This window comes from Pseudomonas sp. LH1G9 (assembly GCF_002949975.1).
In the GTDB taxonomy this organism is placed as follows: Bacteria; Pseudomonadota; Gammaproteobacteria; order Pseudomonadales; family Pseudomonadaceae; genus Aquipseudomonas; species Aquipseudomonas veronii.
The window spans coordinates 6,099,421-6,117,794 of sequence record NZ_CP026880.1 but is presented as its reverse complement, the minus strand read 5'-3'; the positions used below and the strand labels follow the sequence as shown (position 1 = coordinate 6,117,794).

The following is an 18,374-nucleotide window of genomic DNA, read 5'->3' as shown; positions in this document are numbered from 1 at the left end:
TCCGATACTAGCAAACAGCCATAATCGCCCATGGTTCCGGGCGAAATTCAGCCATCGCCAGACGGCCACGCCAAAAGCGTTTGGTGGTAAGCTCGCGCACCATGAATATCTACAGCTCTCGCCCCGTTGTCCTCTGTCTCTCCGGCCATGATCCCAGTGGTGGCGCCGGCTTGCAGGCAGATATCGAAGCCCTGCTCGCCCAGGGTTGCCATGCGGCCCCGGCCGTTACCGCGCTGACGGTGCAGAACACCGTCAACGTCAGTGATTTCCGCGTACTCGACCGCGAGTGGGTGCTGGCCCAGGCCAACGCCGTGCTCAGCGATTCGCCAGTGGCGGCGGTCAAGCTGGGCATGCTCGGCTCCACCGCGATGGTCGACACCGTGGTCGAACTGCTGCAGGCGCACCCGCACCTGCCGGTGGTGTGCGACCCCGTGCTGCGCGCCGGTGGCGGCGGCAGCCTGGGCAAGGACGAAGTCGGCTACGCCATGCGCGAGCGGCTGTTGCCGTTGTCGCTGATCGCCACGCCCAACCTGCCTGAAGCACGCATCCTTGCCGAACTGCCTGAGGGCACGGCGGACGAATGCGCGGAAAAGCTGTTGCCGTTTATCAAGCACCTGCTGATTACCGGCGGCCATGGCGATGAGCACCAAGTCCACAACCGCCTGTACAGCCGCGACGGCACGCGCCAGACCTTTACCTGCCAGCGCCTGCCCGGCAGCTATCACGGTTCGGGGTGTACGCTGGCCAGCGCGCTGGCGGGCCGGATCGCCCAGGGTGAAGGCCTGGTCAGCGCCGTGCAATCGGCCCTCAACTACACTTGGCGCACCCTGCGTGACGCCGAACAACTCGGCCAGGGCCAGTTCGTGCCTCGCCGGCTGCCGCTGGATTTCTGCTCGTAACACCAAGAGGCCTGCCCGATGAAACTACGTGGCCTTTATGCCATTACCGACAGCCAATTATTGGCCGGCAAATTCCTCGCCTACGTCGAAGCGGCGCTGGATGGCGGCGTGACCCTGTTGCAGTACCGTGACAAAAGCAGCGACGAGGCCCGGCGCCTGCGTGAAGCGGAAAAACTCCGCGAATTGTGCTCGCGCTACAAGACCCAACTGATCATCAACGATGACGCCGAACTGGCCGCGCGCCTGGGCGTCGGCGTTCACCTGGGCCAGACCGATGGCCCCCTGACCACGGCCCGTGCGTTGCTGGGCTCCAAGGCGATCATCGGCGCCACCTGCCACAGCCAGATCGAACTGGCCGAACAGGCCGCGAAAGAAGGCGCCAGCTACGTCGCCTTCGGCCGCTTCTTCAACTCCAGCACCAAGCCCGGCGCCCCCGCCGCCAGCCTCGAAATGCTGGCCCAGGCCCGCGCGCGCCTGCAGTTGCCGATCTGCGTGATCGGCGGCGTCACCCTGGAGAATGCCGAACCGCTGGTGGCCCACGGGGCCGACTTGCTCGCCGTGGTACACGGCCTGTTTGGTGCCGACAGCACCCAGGAAGTCACCCGTCGCGCCCGCGCTTTCAACGATCTTCTTAAATCTTCAGTTTAGAGAGCCCGATCATGTCCCGTTCCGAAACCCTGTTTGCCGATGCCCAGAAACACATCCCCGGCGGTGTGAACTCCCCCGTGCGTGCATTCAAGAGCGTCGGCGGCACGCCGCTGTTCTTCAAGCATGCCGAAGGCGCCTACGTCACCGACGAAGACGACAAGCGCTATGTGGACTACGTCGGTTCCTGGGGCCCGATGATCCTCGGCCACAGCCACCCGGACGTACTCGACGCCGTGCGCCAGCAGTTGCAACACGGCCTGTCCTACGGCGCCCCGACCTCGATGGAAACCGAGATGGCCGATCTGGTCTGCTCGATCGTGCCGTCGATGGAGATGGTGCGGATGGTCAGCTCCGGCACCGAAGCCACCATGAGCGCGATTCGCCTGGCCCGCGGTTTCACCGGCCGCGACAGCATCATCAAGTTCGAAGGCTGCTACCACGGTCACTCCGACAGCCTGCTGGTCAAGGCCGGGTCCGGCGCGCTGACCCAGGGCGTGCCAAGCTCGGCCGGTGTGCCGGCAGACTTCGCCAAACACACCCTGACCCTGCCGTTCAACAACATCGCCGCCGTCGAGCAGATGCTCAATGAAGTGGGCCAGGAGGTGGCGTGCATCATCGTCGAGCCGGTCGCCGGCAACATGAACTGCGTACCGCCGGCCCCGGGCTTCCTCGAAGGCCTGCGCGCACAGTGCGACAAGCATGGCGTGGTGCTGATTTTCGACGAAGTGATGACCGGCTTCCGCGTAGCCCTCGGTGGCGCCCAGGCGCATTACGGCGTAACGCCGGACCTGAGCACCTTCGGCAAGATCATCGGTGGCGGCATGCCGGTGGGCTGCTTCGGCGGCAAGCGCGAAATCATGCAATACATCGCGCCGCTGGGCCCGGTGTACCAGGCGGGCACCCTGTCCGGTAACCCGCTGGCCATGGCCGCCGGCCTGACCACCCTGCGCCTGATCAGCCGCCCGGGCTTCCATGCCGAGCTGACCGACTACACCTCCCGCCTGCTCGACGGCCTGCAACAGCGCGCCGATGCCGCCGGCATTCCGTTTGTCACCACGCAAGCAGGCGGCATGTTCGGCCTGTATTTCAGCGGCGCCGACGATATCGTCACCTTTGAGGACGTGATGGGCAGCGACGCCGGCCTGTTCAAGCGCTTCTTCCACCTGATGCTGGACGGCGGCGTGTACCTGGCACCGAGCGCCTTTGAAGCCGGCTTCACCTCGATCGCCCATGGCGACGCCGAGTTGAAACTGACCCTGGATGCTGCCGAGCGCGCCTTCGCCGCCCTGAAATAACCGGCACAGCATTCTGACGTCGCCCCCCGGCGGCGTCAGATTTGCTACTTTGCTTACAGACTTTTCCTGGTTTTCTCGAGAAATCACCTGCAATCCGGCAGATAACTTGCCCAACCGGCAGAAAAACGAGTAAAGACTTTGTAAGCAGAGGTCTGCTTATTTCATAATGCGCGCTTATTGGACCCCGAGGGTCCGCGTGCCCCGTCAGAGGTAAGTCGATTCCCATGAAACGCACCGGCCGCACCCTGGTCCTGGGCTGCCTGTTGCTCCTTCAGCCGCTGCTGGCACATGCACAAGCAGGCGGCAACTCGTTGTTAATCCCAGCGATGGGTCGTTGCACCCTCAATACCCAGCCAGACAGCCAGGCCGAAGCCCTGAGCGCGTGCCAGAAACTGGCCGACGGCGGGGATGCGCAGGCGCAATACGAGTTGGGCGAGTACTACCACGACGGCAAGAACCCCGCGCGCGACCTCAACAAAGCGTTGAACTACTTCGAAAAAGCCTCGCTGCAGGGCCACGCCCAGGCGCAATTCCAGCTGGGCACCATGTTCTTCAAAGGCGAAGGGGTGCCGGCCAATAACGTCCAGGCGTATATCGTGCTGAAAATGGCCGCGGTCAACGGCGCCGAAGACGCACTGGACACCGCCGACGAAGTTGCCGAACACATGCAGCGCGATGAACTGGAACTGGCGACCCAGGTGCTGGGCCAGATCTTCCGCAATTATCTGCAGGAACTGCAGAGTGCGGATGGGCGCTCGCCGTTCTCGCCCCTGCCCTGATCGACCGGTGACGAGGGAGCCAGCGCCCTCGCTACAAACGCCCTACTTCTCAGGCATCGGCATCGGAAACGGCATGACATTGCTCGTGCCACGCGCTTCGCTGATCTTCGGCGTGCCCAGGCGCTCGACTTCATCGATACGCACGATCGAATGCATCGGCACAAAACTGCGCACCACGCCTTCGAACTGGGCCTTGAGTTTTTCCTCGCCCGGGTCGACGACCAGCTGTGTGCGCTCGCCAAAGACGAACTCTTCCACTTCCAGGAAGCCCCACAGATCACTTTGATAGATCTGCTTGGCGTACATTTCGAACACCTGGCCCTGGTTGAGGAAAATCACCTTATAGATTGGAGCTTCACGTTTGGTCATGGTGGGCGGGGAACACATCGGGGATATAAAAGAGGGCGCGAACTATAGCATGGCACCCGATGCACAGTGCTAGGAACCGATGGACATGACCCCTATAATGCGCGGTTCTTTACCACCAGTTGACGATTCCCATGGCCAAGAAGCTCTACATTGAAACCCACGGCTGCCAGATGAACGAGTACGACAGCTCGCGCATGGTCGATCTGCTGGGTGAACATCAGGCCCTGGAAGTCACCGCCCGCGCCGAAGATGCCGACGTGATCCTGCTCAATACCTGCTCGATCCGCGAACGGGCACAGGACCGCGTGTATTCGCAGTTGGGCCGCTGGCGTGAATTGAAACTGGCCAACCCGGAGATGGTGATTGCCGTCGGCGGCTGCGTCGCCAGCCAGGAAGGCGCAGCCATCCGCGACCGCGCGCCCTACGTGGACGTGGTCTTCGGCCCGCAAACCTTGCACCGCCTGCCGGAAATGATCGACGCCGCACGCCTCACCAAGCTGCCCCAGGTCGACGTCTCGTTCCCGGAAATCGAAAAATTCGACCATCTGCCCGAGCCGCGCATCGATGGGCCGAGCGCCTACGTGTCGGTGATGGAAGGTTGCAGCAAGTACTGCACCTTCTGCGTGGTGCCCTACACCCGTGGTGAAGAAGTCAGCCGGCCGTTTGACGATGTAATGTCAGAAATCATCCACCTGGCCGAAAACGGCGTGCGTGAAGTGACCCTGCTGGGCCAGAACGTCAACGGCTATCGCGGCCAGACCCACGACGGGCGCCTGGCCGACCTCGCGGAGCTGATCCGGGTTGTCGCCGCGGTGGATGGCATCGAGCGCATTCGCTACACCACCTCGCACCCGCTGGAGTTCTCCGACAGCCTGATCCAGGCCCACGCCGAAGTGCCGGAGCTGGTCAAGCACCTGCACTTGCCGGTGCAATCGGGTTCGGACCGCATCCTGTCGGCGATGAAACGCAACCACACCGCCCTGGAATACAAATCCAAACTGCGCAAATTACGTGCGGCAGTGCCGGGCATCTGCATCAGTTCGGACTTTATCGTCGGTTTCCCCGGCGAGACCGAGAAAGACTTCCAGCAGACCATGAAGCTGATTGAAGACGTCGGTTTCGACTTTTCCTACTCGTTTGTCTACAGCCAGCGCCCCGGCACGCCTGCCGCCGACCTGCTGGACGAGACCCCGGAAGAGCTGAAAAAAGAGCGCCTGAACGCCCTGCAACATCGCCTGAACCAGCAGGGGTTCGAGATCAGTCGACAAATGGTCGGGTCCACCCAGCGCATCCTGGTCACCGACTACTCGAAAAAAGACCCGGGCGAACTGCAAGGGCGCACCGAGAACAACCGCATCGTCAACTTCCGTTGCGACAACCCGACCCTGATCGGCCAGTTCGCCGATGTCCACATCGATGCGGCGCAACCGCACTCGTTGCGCGGCTCTCTGGTGTAATAAATGTGCGAGGGGGCTTGCCCCCGATTGCGGTACATCAGCAGCACATGAGCTGCCTGACACTCCGCTATCGGGGGCAAGCCCCCTCCCACACTGGATCGGGTTGGATAAGTGCTTTCGCACACTGGCGCGTGGCGTTATCCTCTCTTTCACCTCAACAGCCAAAGGGCGGCTAAAAGCGACCTTGAACGCACCCATCGAACCCCATCGTTTTCTCCTCGAGCCGTTTGAGGCTCGCCGTTTCGCCAATCTGTGCGGACAGTTCGACGAGCACCTGCGCCTGATCGAACAACGCCTGAGCATCGAGATCCGCAACCGCGGCAATCAATTCGAGCTGATTGGTGAACCCCAGCACACCACGTCTGCAGAAAACCTGCTCCGCCGCCTCTACCGCGAAACCAAGGGTAGTGAGCTGTCGCCGGAAACGGTCCACCTGTACCTGCAGGAATCGGCCGTGGAAGACCTGGCCAACAACCCGGTGGCCGAAGCCAGCGTGGCCTTGCGCACCAAAAAGGGCATGATTCGCCCACGCGGCTTGAATCAGCAGCGCTACGTCAAAGAAATCCTCGGTAACGATATCAACTTCGGCATCGGCCCCGCCGGTACCGGCAAGACCTACCTGGCCGTGGCCTGTGCCGTCGACGCCCTGGAGCGCGAGCAAGTGCGCCGCATCCTGCTGGTGCGCCCGGCGGTCGAGGCCGGCGAAAAGCTCGGCTTCCTGCCCGGCGACCTGGCCCAGAAGATCGACCCGTACCTGCGCCCGCTCTACGACGCGCTCTACGAGATGCTCGGCTTTGAATACGTGGCCAAGCTCATCGAGCGCCAGGTGATCGAGATCGCCCCGCTCGCCTACATGCGCGGCCGGACGCTGAACAACAGCTTCATCATTCTCGACGAAAGCCAGAACACCACCGTCGAACAGATGAAAATGTTCCTCACCCGCATCGGTTTCGGCTCCACCGCCGTGATCACCGGCGACGTCACCCAGGTCGACCTGCCCAAGGGCACCAAGTCGGGCCTGGCCCAGGTGATCGAGGTGCTCAAAGACGTGCCGGGGATCAGCTTCACGCACTTCATGCCCAAGGACGTCGTCCGCCACCCGCTGGTCCAGCGCATTGTCGAAGCCTACGAGCGCTTCGAGCACCGCGACGACGCCCCGGCCAAGGACACCCGCCGCGATGCTTGAGCTTGACCTGCAACTGGCAACCGACGCGCCCGCCCCCAGTGAAGAGCAGTTCCGTCAATGGTGCGCCCTGGCCCTGCGCCAGCGCACCGCCGACTCGGAGCTGACCATCCGCCTGGTGGACGAACCCGAAGGCCGCGAACTGAATCACACCTGGCGCCAGAAGGATTACGCGACCAACGTGCTGTCCTTCCCCGCCGACGTACCCGACGAACTGCTGGATATCCCGTTGCTGGGCGACCTGGTGATCTGCGTCGAAGTCGTCGAGCGTGAGGCGCAGGAACAAGGCAAGGCCCTTGAAGCCCATTGGGCTCATCTGGTCATCCACGGCTGCTTGCATCTGTTGGGTTACGACCATATAGACGATGACGAAGCCGAAGAAATGGAAGCACTGGAACGATCGTTGCTTGCAGAATTGGGTCACCCCGATCCGTATGCAGATGACGAAAACTGATCAACACTCAACTGAAACATCAAAGGATTTAGAGTAATCGCTATGAGCGAAGACCGATCGAGCAACGGGCAAAAGTCATGGCTGGGTAAACTGACCCAGGCTTTTGCCCACGAGCCGAAAAACCGCCAGGAGCTGCTGGAGCTGCTGCGCGAGGCCCATCAGAACAAGTTGCTGGACAGCGAAGCGCTGGCCATCGTCGAAGGCGCCATCCAGGTGGCTGACCTGCAAGTCCGGGACATCATGGTCCCGCGTTCGCAGATGATCAGCATCAAGGCGCCCCAGACCCCACGGGAATTCCTCCCGGCCGTGATCGACTCGGCGCACTCGCGCTACCCGGTGATCGGCGAAAGCCATGACGACGTCATGGGTGTCCTGTTGGCCAAGGACTTGCTGCCGCTGATCCTCAAGGAGAACGGCGACAGCTTCAACATCAAGGACCTGCTGCGTCCGGCCACCTTCGTCCCCGAATCCAAGCGCCTGAATGTGCTGCTGCGCGAGTTTCGCGCCAACCACAACCACATGGCCATCGTGATTGACGAATACGGCGGCGTCGCTGGCCTGGTGACCATCGAAGACGTGCTGGAACAGATCGTCGGCGATATCGAAGACGAGCACGACGTCGAAGAAGACAGCTACATCAAGCCGCTGCCGAGCGGTGATTTTCTGATCAAGGCGTTGACGCCGATCGAGAACTTCAACGAGTTCTTCGACAGCGAATTCTCCGACGACGAGTTCGACACCGTCGGCGGCCTGGTGATGAGTGCGTTCGGGCACCTGCCCAAGCGTAACGAGACCACCGAGATCGGCGCTTATCGCTTCCGCATCCTGAATGCCGATAGCCGCCGGATTCATCTGATTCGCCTGACACCTATTGCCCGTTAAGGACTGACATGCGCCGTTTCATCGCACCCGGCTGGCCCGGCAACTTGTTGGCCGTGGTGGCTGGCGCCATCACCACCCTGGCGCTGGCGCCATTCGATCTGTGGCCGCTTGCGTTGGTCGCGGCCGGATTGTTCTATATCGGGCTGCGCGAGCTGTCCCCACGCCAGGCCCTCGGCCGTGGCTGGTGTTTCGGTTTCGGCCTGTTTGGCGCCGGCACCAGCTGGATCTACTACAGCATCCACCACTTCGGCGGCGCTTCGGTGTTGCTGGCTGGCTTGCTGATGCTGGCGTTCACCGCCGCCATTGCCTTGTTCTTCGCCCTGCCCGCCTGGTTGTGGGCGCGCTGGCTGCGGCGCAATGAAGCGCCACTGGCCGATGCCCTGACGTTTGCGGCGCTATGGGTCGGCCAGGAAGCGTTCCGGGGCTGGTTCCTGACCGGTTTTCCCTGGTTGTACTCCGGTTACAGCCAACTTGACGGCCCCCTCACCGGCCTCGCGCCGCTGGGTGGGATGTGGCTGATTTCCTTCGCCCTGGCCCTGACCGCCGCCCTGCTGTGCAACCTGCCGCGCCTGCTGGCGACCCAGCGCAACGCCTTCATTGGCGCTGGCCTGTTACTGCTGGTGGCGCCCTGGGCCATCGGCCTGGCCCTCAAGCATCACGCCTGGACTTCACCGTCCGGCGACCCGCTGAGCGTGGCGGCGATCCAGGGTAACGTCGAACAAAGCATGAAGTGGGACCCCGAGCAGCTCAATGCACAACTGGCGCTGTACCGCGACATGAGCTTCAGCTCCAAGCGGGTCGACCTGCTGATATGGCCGGAAACGGCCGTGCCGGTGCTCAAGGAGTCCGTCGAGGGCTACCTCGGGATGATGGGCAAGTTCGCCGCCGAACGGCACACCGCGCTGATTACCGGCGTGCCGATTCGCCAGGAAGTGCATCACCAGAAGCGCTACTACAACGGCATCACCGTCGTGGGCGAAGGTGACGGCACCTACCTCAAGCAGAAGCTGGTGCCCTTCGGCGAGTACGTGCCGCTGCAGGACATGCTGCGCGGCTTGATTGCCTTCTTCGACCTGCCCATGTCGGACTTCGCCCGCGGCCCGTCCGACCAGGCGATGCTACAGGCCAAGGGCTATCAGATTGCGCCGTTCATTTGCTATGAAGTGGTCTACCCGGAATTCGCCGCCAGCCTCTCGGCCCAGAGCGACTTGCTGCTGACCATCAGCAACGACACCTGGTTCGGCACCTCCATCGGCCCCTTGCAGCACCTGCAAATGGCGCAGATGCGTGCGCTGGAAGCCGGCCGCTGGATGATCCGCGCCACCAACAACGGCGTGACCGGGCTGATCAACCCGTATGGGCAGATCACCGCGCAGATCCCGCAGTTCGAGCGCGGCATCCTCTATGGCGAAGTGGTGCCGATGCACAACCTCACGCCGTACCTGCAATGGCGTTCGTGGCCGCTGATCGTGGTGTGCCTGGTGTTGTTTGGCTGGGCGCTGCTGGCCGGCCGAATGTCCAAAACCGTCTAACAGAATCAAACCGAACCCAATGTGGGAGGGGGCTTGCCCCCGATAGCAGTGTGTCAGTCAGTAGATTTGATACTGATACACCGCAATCGGGGGCAAGCCCCCTCCCACATTTTGATTTGCGGTGCTATCGGTAGAACAACCGATACCCCACCTGCCCCACCGCCTCATTGAGCAACTGCCCGCTCTGCCACACCGACTTGAACTCCGGCATCCAACCACCCAGCGGCCGCGCGTTATCCTCGCCGAGGAAGCCGACCGGCGCCGGCACCACGCTGAAACCGGCTTTTTCAAAGCTCCAGACCGCACGCGGCATATGCCAGGCCTGGGTCACCACCACGACGCGCTTGATCCCTTCGGGCAACAGAATCTCGGCACTCATCTGCGCATTTTCCCAGGTGGTGCGGCTGCGCTCTTCCTTCCAGCGCACCGCCACATCGAAGTCGTCCCGCATCGATACCGCCATCAACTCAGCTTCGCTGGGCGGTGTGCCGTAGTGCAAACCGCCGCTGGTCAGCACCGGCAGCCCGGAGGCCTTGGCCAATCGCGCGGCGTAGCGCTGACGCTCCAGCCCGATGCCGGTTGGCTGGTCCGAACCCCAGGCCGGGTCGCCACGCTCGCGCCCCGAACCCAGCACCACAATGGCATCGGCGTGCCGGGCCAGGCTCGACCAGTCCTCCCGGGCCAACGGCGGCGCCGTCTCCAGGGCGCGCGCGCCCCACTCCACCATGATCGGCAGGCTCATCAGCCACATCCCGCCCAGGCCGAGGGCAAAGCAGCAGCCGGCCAGGCGCGGGCGGCTGCGGCGAAACCACCAGGCAAGGGCCAGCAACAGCAAGAGAATGCCGGGCGGCAACAGCAGTTGTTTGATGAAATAACGAATAGGCATCGAGCATCTCCATAGATGCCCGAAGCCTAAGGTGTAACGGGGTTTAGCGACAATCTTTACAAGAACGAAGCAGAGTCAGCGATGATCAGGAAACTAAGGGGCATGTATTACTTGAACCGCACGGACCGATGTTTTTCCGGACCGCGAGCGGCTGACACATCCTTGAGCCACACCACCTTGGCCGACCGCACGGGCTCGTTGGGCGGCGTGCTCGCCACGCCGGTAAAAGCCGAACGTTCGTTCCTTGCCAGGTAAGCCTTGATCAGTTCCAGCTCCGCGTGGCTCAAGCCTCGCAGTTCCAACTCGACGGGCTGCTCATCACGCAATCGACCCGCCGTACTTGCTGCATCCAATGCACGACCCAAACGGTCGATGAGTCCTTGGTACACATCCGGTTTAGATAACATTCGCTGCGATTCCACCATCCCCTCACCTCATTGAAGATAAGACTCACTCCCCAATAAACAGCGTAGCCCCCATGGCTGCGCCTGCCCGGCGCCGCGACAGACGGCCTCGACCGCGCAATCAGGGTTTCCCTCGATAGAGTGGGGTCATGTATGCTACGGCGCTTCCTGTAACTCCACTTCCCGCAGGGTTTGGGCACGGACGCGGCGCTTTATGGTGTCGGCCAGCTCGGACAATGCACCGAAGAGGATTAGGCCACCCCTATTCAGTTCAAAAGTAGCCATGCACGAACAATATCAGCCCCGTGAAATAGAAAATGCCGCCCAAACCTTCTGGGATGAGCAAAAGTCCTTTGAAGTCAGTGAACAGCCGGGCAAGGAGACGTTCTATTGCCTATCGATGTTCCCTTACCCCAGCGGCAAGCTACACATGGGGCACGTGCGTAACTACACCATCGGCGACGTGATTTCCCGTTACCAGCGCATGCAAGGCAAGAATGTCCTGCAACCCATGGGTTGGGACGCCTTCGGCATGCCGGCGGAAAACGCCGCGATGAAGAACAACGTAGCGCCCGCCAAGTGGACCTACGAAAACATCGCCTACATGAAGACCCAGCTGCGCAGCCTGGGCCTGGCGGTGGACTGGTCCCGCGAAGTGACCACCTGCAAGCCGGACTACTATCGCTGGGAACAATGGCTGTTCACCCGCCTGTTCGAAAAAGGCGTGATCTACCGCAAGAACGGTACCGTGAACTGGGACCCGGTCGACCAGACCGTGCTCGCCAACGAGCAAGTGATCGACGGGCGCGGCTGGCGTTCCGGCGCGCTGATCGAAAAGCGCGAAATCCCGATGTACTACTTCAAGATCACCGCCTACGCGGATGAACTCTTGTCGAGCCTCGACGACCTGCCGGGCTGGCCTGAACAGGTCAAGACCATGCAACGCAACTGGATCGGCAAGTCCAAGGGCATGGAAGTGCAGTTCCCGTACAACGTCGATTCGATCGGCGAAGCGGGTACCCTCAAAGTCTTCACCACCCGTCCGGACACCCTGATGGGCGCGACTTACGTCGCCGTGGCCGCGGAACACCCGCTGGCCAGCCAGGCCGCACAGAACAACCCTGAGCTGCAGGCGTTCATCGCCGAATGCAAAGGCGGCAGCGTGGCGGAAGCCGACGTCGCCACCCAGGAGAAAAAAGGCCTGCCGACCGGGCTGTTCGTCGAGCACCCGCTGACCGGCGAAAAATTGCCGGTATGGGTCGCCAACTACGTGCTGATGCACTACGGCGATGGCGCAGTAATGGCTGTGCCGGCCCACGACGAACGCGATTTCGAATTCGCCACCCAGTACAACCTGCCGATCAAATCCGTGGTACGCACCAGCTCGGGCGACACCAACCCGGCCCCGTGGCAAGACGCCTACGGCGAGCACGGTGAACTGATCAACTCCGGCGAGTTCGACGGCCTGGACTTCGCCGGCGCCTTCGACGCCATCGAAGTCGCGCTGATCAAGAAAAACCTCGGTGCCTCGCGCACCCAGTTCCGCCTGCGCGACTGGGGCATCAGCCGCCAGCGTTACTGGGGCTGCCCGATCCCGATCATCCACTGCGAAACCTGCGGTGACGTGCCGGTGCCGGAAGACCAGTTGCCGGTGGTCCTGCCGGAAGACGTGGTGCCGGACGGCGCCGGTTCGCCTTTGGCGCGCATGCCTGAGTTCTACGAGTGCAGCTGCCCGAAATGCGGCCAGCCAGCCAAGCGCGAAACCGACACCATGGACACTTTCGTCGAGTCCTCGTGGTACTACGCCCGTTATGCCTCGCCGCACTACGAGGGTGGCCTGGTCGAGAAATCGGCGGCCGACCACTGGTTGCCGGTGGATCAGTACATCGGCGGTATCGAACACGCCATTCTTCACCTGCTGTACGCGCGCTTCTTCCACAAGCTGATGCGCGACGAAGGCCTGGTCAGCTCCAACGAGCCGTTCAAGAACCTGCTGACCCAGGGCATGGTGATCGCCGAGACGTATTACCGTCGCGAAGCCAATGGCAGCTACACCTGGTTCAACCCGGCGGATGTCGAGCTCGAGCGCGACAGCAAAGCCAAGGTCATCAGCGCCAAGCTGATCGCCGACGGCCTGCCGGTGGAAATCGGTGGCACCGAGAAGATGGCCAAGTCGAAGAACAACGGCGTCGACCCACAGTCGATGATCGACCAGTTCGGCGCCGACACCTGCCGCCTGTTCATGATGTTCGCCTCGCCGCCGGACATGAGCGCCGAATGGTCCGACTCCGGCGTCGAAGGTTCGCACCGTTTCCTCAAGCGCGTCTGGCGCCTGGCCCATGCCCATGTCAGCCAGGGCCTGCCGGGCAAGCTGGATGTGGCCGCCTTGAGCGACGAGCAGAAAGCCATTCGCCGCAGCACCCACCTGGCCATCAAGCAAGCCAGCCAGGATGTGGGCCAGAACCACAAGTTCAACACCGCCATCGCCCAGGTGATGACGCTGATGAACGTGCTGGAAAAAGCCCCGCAAGCCACCGAACAGGAGCGTGCGCTGGTTCACGAAGGCCTCGAGACGGTCACCCTGCTGCTGGCCCCGATCACGCCGCACATCAGCCACGAACTGTGGCACCGCCTGGGCCACAGCGAAGCCGTCATTGACGCCCGCTGGCCGGTGCAGGATGACAGCGCGCTGGTTCAGGACACGCTGCAACTGGTAATTCAGGTCAACGGCAAACTGCGTGGCCAGATCGACATGCCGGCCAGCGCCAGCCGCGAAGACGTCGAAGCGGCCGCGCGCTGCAACGAGAACGTACTGCGCTTTACCGAAGGCCTGACGATCCGCAAAGTGATCGTCGTGCCGGGTAAACTGGTCAATATCGTCGCCAGCTAAATCGGATCGGGCGCAGGGCTTGAGCGCTGCGCCGAACTAAACCTTCAGGGCCTCGATAAGGCCCGCATGGTTTCAAGGGGAGCAATAAAATGATCAAACGCAATTTGCTGGTGATGGGCCTTGCTGTGCTGCTGAGCGCTTGCGGCTTCCAGCTGCGCGGTACCGGCACCAATGAACTGACCATCAAGGAATTGGACGTCAGCGCCCGCAACGCCTACGGCGAAACCGTTGTGCAACTGCGCGACACCCTGAAAAACAGTGGCGTACACGTCTACACCGGCGCGACCTACAAGCTGTTCCTGGCCGACGAGAAAGAAACCCAGCGTAACCTCAGCTACGCCAGCGCCGGCCGTGCGTCCGATATCGAGTTGATCACTTCGTTGACGTTTGAAATGCAGGGCCGCGACCATCTGCCGTTGATGGGTGACAAGATCGAAGTGCAAAAGGTCGTGAGCCACGATGGCAACAACCTGGTGGGCTCGGACTCGGAAATGACCCAGGTGCGCAAAGAAATGCGTCGCGAGCTGGTCCAACGCGTGATGCTGCGCCTGCAACAGCTGACGCCGGAAAAACTGGAACTGCTGCAACAGACCGCCGACAACAAGGCCAAGGCTGACGCCGACGCCCTGAAAGCCGCGCAAGAGTACGAAAACAACACGCCGAAACAATCGCCTGTTGAAGTCCCTGTAGACTAAGCCAGACGGGGCGCCCCAGGCGCCCCGTTCATCGCGCCTATGAAACTCGCCCCCGCCCAACTCGCCAAACACCTGCAAGGTGCTCTCGCGCCTGTCTATATCGTCAGCGGCGATGACCCGTTGCTGTGCCAGGAAGCGGCAGACGCCATTCGCACCGCCGCGCGCCAGCAAGGCTTCGACGAACGCCAGGTGTTCAGCGCCGACGCCAGTTTCGACTGGGGCACGCTGCTGCAAGCCGGCGCGAGCATGTCGCTGTTTGCCGAAAAACGCCTGCTGGAACTGCGCCTGCCGTCGGGCAAGCCCGGCGACAAGGGCGCGGCGGCCTTCATCGAGTACTGTTCGCGGCCTGCCGAAGACACGGTGTTGCTGATCAGCCTGCCCAAGCTCGACGGCAGCGCGCAGAAAACCAAGTGGGGCAAAGCGCTGGTGGAAGGGGCACAGACCCAGTTCATCCAGATCTGGCCGGTGGACAGCAATCAGTTGCCGCAGTGGATTCGTCAGCGCCTGTCCCAATCGGGGCTGTCGGCCACGCAGGACGCCGTGGAACTGATCGCCGCCCGGGTCGAAGGCAACCTGCTTGCCGCCGCCCAAGAGATCGAAAAGCTCAAGCTGATGGCCGAAGACGGGCAGATCACCGTCGAAACCGTGCAAGGCGCGGTGGCTGACAGCGCGCGCTTTGACGTGTTCGGGCTGGTGGACGCCATCCTCAACGGCGAGCCTGCGCACGCCCTGCGCATGCTCGAAGGGTTGCGCGGTGAAGGCGTGGAACCGCCGGTGATTCTCTGGGCGCTGGCTCGCGAGTTGCGGGTACTGGCCAATATTGCGCTGCAATACAGCCAGGGCACGCCGTTGGACAAATGCTTCAGCCAAGCCAGACCGCCGGTCTGGGACAAGCGCAAACCGCTGATGAGCAAAGCCCTGCAGCGGCACTCGGCGCAACGCTGGGCGCAACTGTTGCTCGAAGCCCAGCGCATCGATGCGCAAATCAAGGGCCAGGCAGCGGGTTCGCCGTGGATGAGCCTGAGCCGTTTGTCACTGCTGATGTCTGGCCAGCGCCTGACATTACCTGCCGAATAACCCCCCCTCTTAAAAACACCGCAAAACCAATGCGGGATGGGGCAAGCCCCCTCCCACATGTTGGCTGCATTTGTATTTCAAAAAACTTGTCGGGCTTTACAGCGGCCAGACTTCGGCAGATGATTTGCACCGCTGCATCCCACCTGAAGAGAGTAACGACCATGAGCAAAAAGCCATCTAAGCATGGCCCCAACAAGGCCAAATCCATCATCGCCCAGCCACTGTTCCGCAGCCGTCAGGAACGCGCCGGCAAGGGCAAAGGCAGCTACCGCCGCGAAGCCTTCCAGTCTAATAGCTGGGAGGCTTCTTACTTTCTGGCCGCCTGAAGGCAAGCGCCCCTCCGGCATGATAAGGTCAGCACTTGATTTGTAATCCCTGGACCTGTGCATGCCCTCTAGTCTTTCCCGTCGTTGGCACCTTCGCCAATTGATCGCTGCCTCCAGCCTCATTCTGCTTGTCGCCTGCGCGGAAAAACCTACCGCCGCAGATGCTCAACCCTTGCCGACACTGTCGACCGCACCGGTCGTAGCGCCCGCTGTCGTGGCCCCGCTGGCTGTGGATAACCTGGACATCCAGCCCACCCAGACCTTTGCCGAATGGCAGGCCGGTTTCCGTGCGCAAGCCTTGAAGGCCGGCATTACCCCGGCCGTGTTTGATATCGCCTTCGCCAACGTCACCCCGGACATGGCGGTGATCCGCGCCGACCGCAGCCAACCGGAATTTTCCCGCCCGGTGTGGGAATACCTCGACGGCGCCCTGTCGCCAGTACGCGTGCGTAATGGCCGGGCACTATTGGTCAAGCACGCCGACATCCTGCAAAGCATCGAGCAACGTTATGGCGTCGACCGCCAGGCGCTGGTCTCGGTGTGGGGCATGGAAAGTAACTTCGGTCAGTTCCAGGGCAATAACTCGGTGATCCGTTCCCTCGCGACCCTGGCCTACGAAGGCCGGCGCCCGGCCTTTGCCCAGGCGCAATTGCTCGCGGCGCTGCAGATCATCCAGCACGGCGATATCCAGGCCGACCAGATGCGCGGTTCGTGGGCCGGCGCCATGGGCCAGACCCAGTTCATCCCGACCACCTACAACACCCACGCCGTGGACTTCGACGGCGACGGTCGCCGCGACATCTGGAACAGCCCGGCCGACGCCCTGGCCTCCACCGCGCATTACCTGCAAAGCTCCGGCTGGCAGAAAGGCCAGCCGTGGGGTTTCGAAGTCAAACAACTGCCGGCCAACTTCGATTACACCCTGGCCGACGGTGGCGTGCGCAAGACCGTCGCCGACTGGCTGAAGCTGGGCATCCAGCTGCCACCGGGAGCGAGCATGCCGCCTAACGTCGACCAGCTCTCCGCCGCCCTGCTGCTGCCAGCGGGTTACCGTGGCCCGGCGTTCCTGGTGCTGGATAACTTCCGCGCAATCCTCAAGTACAACAACTCGTCGTCCTACGCACTGGCCGTGGGCCTGCTGTCGGAACGGTTCGGCGGAAGTGGCGTGATTCGTGGCGATTGGCCGAAAGATGAACTACCGCTGAGTCGTTCCCAGCGCATCGACCTGCAGACCGTACTCAGCAGCAATGGCTATGACGCGGGCAACCCGGACGGGATTATCGGCGCCAACACGCGTAAGGCGATCCGTGCGGCGCAACAGTCACTGGGCTGGCCGGCGGATGGTTATCCGACGGTGAAGTTGCTGGAGTCGTTGCAGAACCGTTAGATCGGCTTATGGCGACTACCGCTATCGGGGGCAAGCCCCCTCCCACATTTTGACCGCGTACATCCTTTGAAATGCAGTCAAATGTGGGAGGGAGCTTGCTCCCGATAGCGGTTTAGCAGACGACAGATTCAGCGGTTGAACACCACATCCTGCTCCAACACCACCCGCTGCTCCCCCGCATCCAACCGCACCCGCGCGCCCATCGGCAGCGTCAGGTTCGGATCGCAATGCCCACTGCGCCAGCCAGACAGCACCGGAATGCACAGCGGTTCGAAGGTCTGCTTCAGCAGCCGCTCCAGCCCGGTGCTATCCACCCCCGCCACGTCCCCCACCAACACACCCGCTACCTGGGCCAGCTTGCCGGTCAGGCGCAGATGCGTCAGCAAGCGGTCGATGCGGTAGATCGGCTCGTTGACGTCTTCGATAAACAGGATGATGCCCTCGGCATCGATTTCGTAGGACGTCCCCATCATGGCCGCGATCATCGACAGGTTGCCGCCGAGCAAGCGCCCACAGGCGATACCGGGCTCGATCGTGGTCAATGGGTAGGCCACCGGGTGCGCCAGCACGCTGCCTGCACCCACCTGGCCACGCAGCATGTTGAACAACGACGACTCGGTGGGTGGCTGCTTGTCGCCGAGCAGGTCGGCATTCAGCATCGGGCCGTGGAAGGTCACAAAACCGGCATAGCGGTTGATTGCCAGGTGCAACGCAGTGATATCACTGTAACCCACGAAAGGCTTGGGGTTGGCGCGCAGCAGGTCGAAGTCCAGGCGGTCCAGCAGGCGGGGCGTGCCGTAGCCGCCGCGCAGGCAGAAGATCGCATCGATATCAGGGTTGGCGAAGGCGGCGTGCAGATCGCGCAAGCGCACGTCATCGCTGCCGGCCAGGTAGCCGTCGCGTTCATATACTCCGGGGAAGATGCGTAGCTCATAGCCACGGGCGCGCATCCATTGCCCGGCTTTTTCCACGTCCAGCGCGGCAGGGCCTGCGGGAGCGATCAGGCCGACGGTGGCTTCAGAACGCAATGCAGGTACGGCGGCGGCTAGTCGACTGGTCATCCCTGATTCTCCCTATATGACGCGGAACGAAATGTGGGAGGGGGCTTGCCCCCGATAGCGCTGAATCAGCCAGTACCTGTAGCGACTGACACACTGCCATCGGGGACAAGCCCCCTCCCACATTGGATCTGCGGTGTTGCGCAGATCTGT

18 protein-coding genes are annotated in these 18,374 nt (G+C 62.3%); 14 read left to right on the top strand and 4 right to left on the bottom strand.

Annotation, left to right across the window (positions count from 1 at the left end):
* Positions 1-101 precede the first annotated feature (101 nt).
* The 4 genes from C5F70_RS28410 (at position 102) to C5F70_RS28395 (ending at position 3,621) form a co-directional block, all read left to right on the top strand.
* A complete protein-coding gene (locus tag C5F70_RS28410) occupies positions 102-899 on the top strand; it encodes a hydroxymethylpyrimidine/phosphomethylpyrimidine kinase (RefSeq protein WP_026140190.1) in 798 nt (265 codons plus the stop codon).
* 18 nt (positions 900-917) lie between these two features.
* Positions 918-1,547 carry a thiamine phosphate synthase gene (gene thiE, locus C5F70_RS28405; protein WP_017848322.1) on the top strand — a complete coding sequence of 210 codons (630 nt, stop codon included), beginning with the start codon at positions 918-920 and terminating at the stop codon, positions 1,545-1,547.
* A gap of 11 nt (positions 1,548-1,558) precedes the next feature.
* On the top strand, positions 1,559-2,842 hold the full coding sequence (hemL, locus tag C5F70_RS28400) for a glutamate-1-semialdehyde 2,1-aminomutase (protein ID WP_046381936.1): 1,284 nt from the start codon (positions 1,559-1,561) through the stop codon (positions 2,840-2,842).
* 224 nt (positions 2,843-3,066) lie between these two features.
* On the top strand, positions 3,067-3,621 hold the full coding sequence (locus tag C5F70_RS28395) for a tetratricopeptide repeat protein (RefSeq protein WP_104904383.1): 555 nt from the start codon (positions 3,067-3,069) through the stop codon (positions 3,619-3,621).
* 42 nt (positions 3,622-3,663) lie between these two features.
* Here C5F70_RS28395 and C5F70_RS28390 read toward each other — a convergent pair whose 3' ends face one another.
* Positions 3,664-3,990 carry a DUF1820 family protein gene (locus tag C5F70_RS28390; RefSeq protein ID WP_003194436.1) on the bottom strand — a complete coding sequence of 109 codons (327 nt, stop codon included), beginning with the start codon at positions 3,988-3,990 and terminating at the stop codon, positions 3,664-3,666.
* A 131-nt stretch (positions 3,991-4,121) separates the two neighbouring features.
* Between C5F70_RS28390 and miaB the strand changes: the two genes are divergently transcribed.
* The 5 genes from miaB (at position 4,122) to lnt (ending at position 9,498) form a co-directional block, all read left to right on the top strand.
* On the top strand, positions 4,122-5,447 hold the full coding sequence (gene miaB, locus C5F70_RS28385) for a tRNA (N6-isopentenyl adenosine(37)-C2)-methylthiotransferase MiaB (RefSeq protein ID WP_017848325.1): 1,326 nt from the start codon (positions 4,122-4,124) through the stop codon (positions 5,445-5,447).
* A 184-nt stretch (positions 5,448-5,631) separates the two neighbouring features.
* On the top strand, positions 5,632-6,633 hold the full coding sequence (locus C5F70_RS28380; protein WP_017848326.1) for a PhoH family protein: 1,002 nt from the start codon (positions 5,632-5,634) through the stop codon (positions 6,631-6,633).
* Entirely contained in the window at positions 6,626-7,084 is a 459-nt protein-coding gene (ybeY, locus tag C5F70_RS28375; protein ID WP_017848327.1) for an rRNA maturation RNase YbeY, read from the top strand. The genes C5F70_RS28380 and ybeY overlap by 8 nt, the downstream gene beginning before the upstream one ends.
* A gap of 42 nt (positions 7,085-7,126) precedes the next feature.
* Positions 7,127-7,966, top strand: coding sequence for an HlyC/CorC family transporter (locus tag C5F70_RS28370; protein WP_017848328.1), 840 nt, complete (start codon positions 7,127-7,129; stop codon positions 7,964-7,966).
* Between the two features lie 8 nt (positions 7,967-7,974).
* Positions 7,975-9,498, top strand: a complete 1,524-nt coding sequence (gene lnt, locus C5F70_RS28365; RefSeq protein ID WP_017848329.1) for an apolipoprotein N-acyltransferase — start codon at positions 7,975-7,977, stop codon at positions 9,496-9,498.
* Positions 9,499-9,622: 124 nt separating this feature from the next.
* Here the strand turns inward: lnt and C5F70_RS28360 are convergent, their stop codons facing one another.
* Both C5F70_RS28360 and C5F70_RS28355 read right to left on the bottom strand, forming a co-directional pair.
* The gene (locus C5F70_RS28360; RefSeq protein ID WP_104904382.1) at positions 9,623-10,384 is read right to left on the bottom strand and encodes a YdcF family protein; all 762 of its coding nucleotides are present in this window, start codon (positions 10,382-10,384) and stop codon (positions 9,623-9,625) included.
* A gap of 107 nt (positions 10,385-10,491) precedes the next feature.
* Positions 10,492-10,809 carry a hypothetical protein gene (locus C5F70_RS28355; RefSeq protein WP_046381934.1) on the bottom strand — a complete coding sequence of 106 codons (318 nt, stop codon included), beginning with the start codon at positions 10,807-10,809 and terminating at the stop codon, positions 10,492-10,494.
* A gap of 262 nt (positions 10,810-11,071) precedes the next feature.
* Between C5F70_RS28355 and leuS the strand changes: the two genes are divergently transcribed.
* From leuS to C5F70_RS28330, 5 genes are all read left to right on the top strand, one after another.
* On the top strand, positions 11,072-13,678 hold the full coding sequence (gene leuS, locus C5F70_RS28350; protein ID WP_046381933.1) for a leucine--tRNA ligase: 2,607 nt from the start codon (positions 11,072-11,074) through the stop codon (positions 13,676-13,678).
* A gap of 89 nt (positions 13,679-13,767) precedes the next feature.
* Positions 13,768-14,373: an LPS assembly lipoprotein LptE gene (gene lptE / locus C5F70_RS28345; protein ID WP_017848334.1), complete on the top strand. Its 606-nt coding sequence runs from the start codon at positions 13,768-13,770 to the stop codon at positions 14,371-14,373.
* A gap of 39 nt (positions 14,374-14,412) precedes the next feature.
* Positions 14,413-15,450, top strand: a complete 1,038-nt coding sequence (holA, locus tag C5F70_RS28340; RefSeq protein WP_046381932.1) for a DNA polymerase III subunit delta — start codon at positions 14,413-14,415, stop codon at positions 15,448-15,450.
* A gap of 161 nt (positions 15,451-15,611) precedes the next feature.
* The gene (gene arfA / locus C5F70_RS28335; protein WP_003176285.1) at positions 15,612-15,776 is read left to right on the top strand and encodes an alternative ribosome rescue factor ArfA; all 165 of its coding nucleotides are present in this window, start codon (positions 15,612-15,614) and stop codon (positions 15,774-15,776) included.
* A 61-nt stretch (positions 15,777-15,837) separates the two neighbouring features.
* Entirely contained in the window at positions 15,838-17,163 is a 1,326-nt protein-coding gene (locus C5F70_RS28330; protein ID WP_104904381.1) for a lytic murein transglycosylase, read from the top strand.
* Between the two features lie 128 nt (positions 17,164-17,291).
* On the opposite strand, the gene C5F70_RS28325 is transcribed toward C5F70_RS28330, so the two are convergent.
* The gene (locus C5F70_RS28325) at positions 17,292-18,224 is read right to left on the bottom strand and encodes an LD-carboxypeptidase (protein WP_104904380.1); all 933 of its coding nucleotides are present in this window, start codon (positions 18,222-18,224) and stop codon (positions 17,292-17,294) included.
* Between the last annotated feature and the right edge of the window lie 150 nt (positions 18,225-18,374).

Coding starts and splice junctions, on each gene's coding strand:
- C5F70_RS28410 (WP_026140190.1), top strand. CDS start 102: ATGAATATCTACAGCTCTCGCCCCGTTGTCCTCTGTCTCTCCGGCCAT.
- thiE (WP_017848322.1), top strand. CDS start 918: ATGAAACTACGTGGCCTTTATGCCATTACCGACAGCCAATTATTGGCC.
- hemL (WP_046381936.1), top strand. CDS start 1,559: ATGTCCCGTTCCGAAACCCTGTTTGCCGATGCCCAGAAACACATCCCC.
- C5F70_RS28395 (WP_104904383.1), top strand. CDS start 3,067: ATGAAACGCACCGGCCGCACCCTGGTCCTGGGCTGCCTGTTGCTCCTT.
- C5F70_RS28390 (WP_003194436.1), bottom strand. CDS start 3,990: ATGACCAAACGTGAAGCTCCAATCTATAAGGTGATTTTCCTCAACCAG.
- miaB (WP_017848325.1), top strand. CDS start 4,122: ATGGCCAAGAAGCTCTACATTGAAACCCACGGCTGCCAGATGAACGAG.
- ybeY (WP_017848327.1), top strand. CDS start 6,626: ATGCTTGAGCTTGACCTGCAACTGGCAACCGACGCGCCCGCCCCCAGT.
- C5F70_RS28370 (WP_017848328.1), top strand. CDS start 7,127: ATGAGCGAAGACCGATCGAGCAACGGGCAAAAGTCATGGCTGGGTAAA.
- lnt (WP_017848329.1), top strand. CDS start 7,975: ATGCGCCGTTTCATCGCACCCGGCTGGCCCGGCAACTTGTTGGCCGTG.
- C5F70_RS28360 (WP_104904382.1), bottom strand. CDS start 10,384: ATGCCTATTCGTTATTTCATCAAACAACTGCTGTTGCCGCCCGGCATT.
- C5F70_RS28355 (WP_046381934.1), bottom strand. CDS start 10,809: ATGGTGGAATCGCAGCGAATGTTATCTAAACCGGATGTGTACCAAGGA.
- leuS (WP_046381933.1), top strand. CDS start 11,072: ATGCACGAACAATATCAGCCCCGTGAAATAGAAAATGCCGCCCAAACC.
- lptE (WP_017848334.1), top strand. CDS start 13,768: ATGATCAAACGCAATTTGCTGGTGATGGGCCTTGCTGTGCTGCTGAGC.
- holA (WP_046381932.1), top strand. CDS start 14,413: ATGAAACTCGCCCCCGCCCAACTCGCCAAACACCTGCAAGGTGCTCTC.
- arfA (WP_003176285.1), top strand. CDS start 15,612: ATGAGCAAAAAGCCATCTAAGCATGGCCCCAACAAGGCCAAATCCATC.
- C5F70_RS28330 (WP_104904381.1), top strand. CDS start 15,838: ATGCCCTCTAGTCTTTCCCGTCGTTGGCACCTTCGCCAATTGATCGCT.
- C5F70_RS28325 (WP_104904380.1), bottom strand. CDS start 18,224: ATGACCAGTCGACTAGCCGCCGCCGTACCTGCATTGCGTTCTGAAGCC.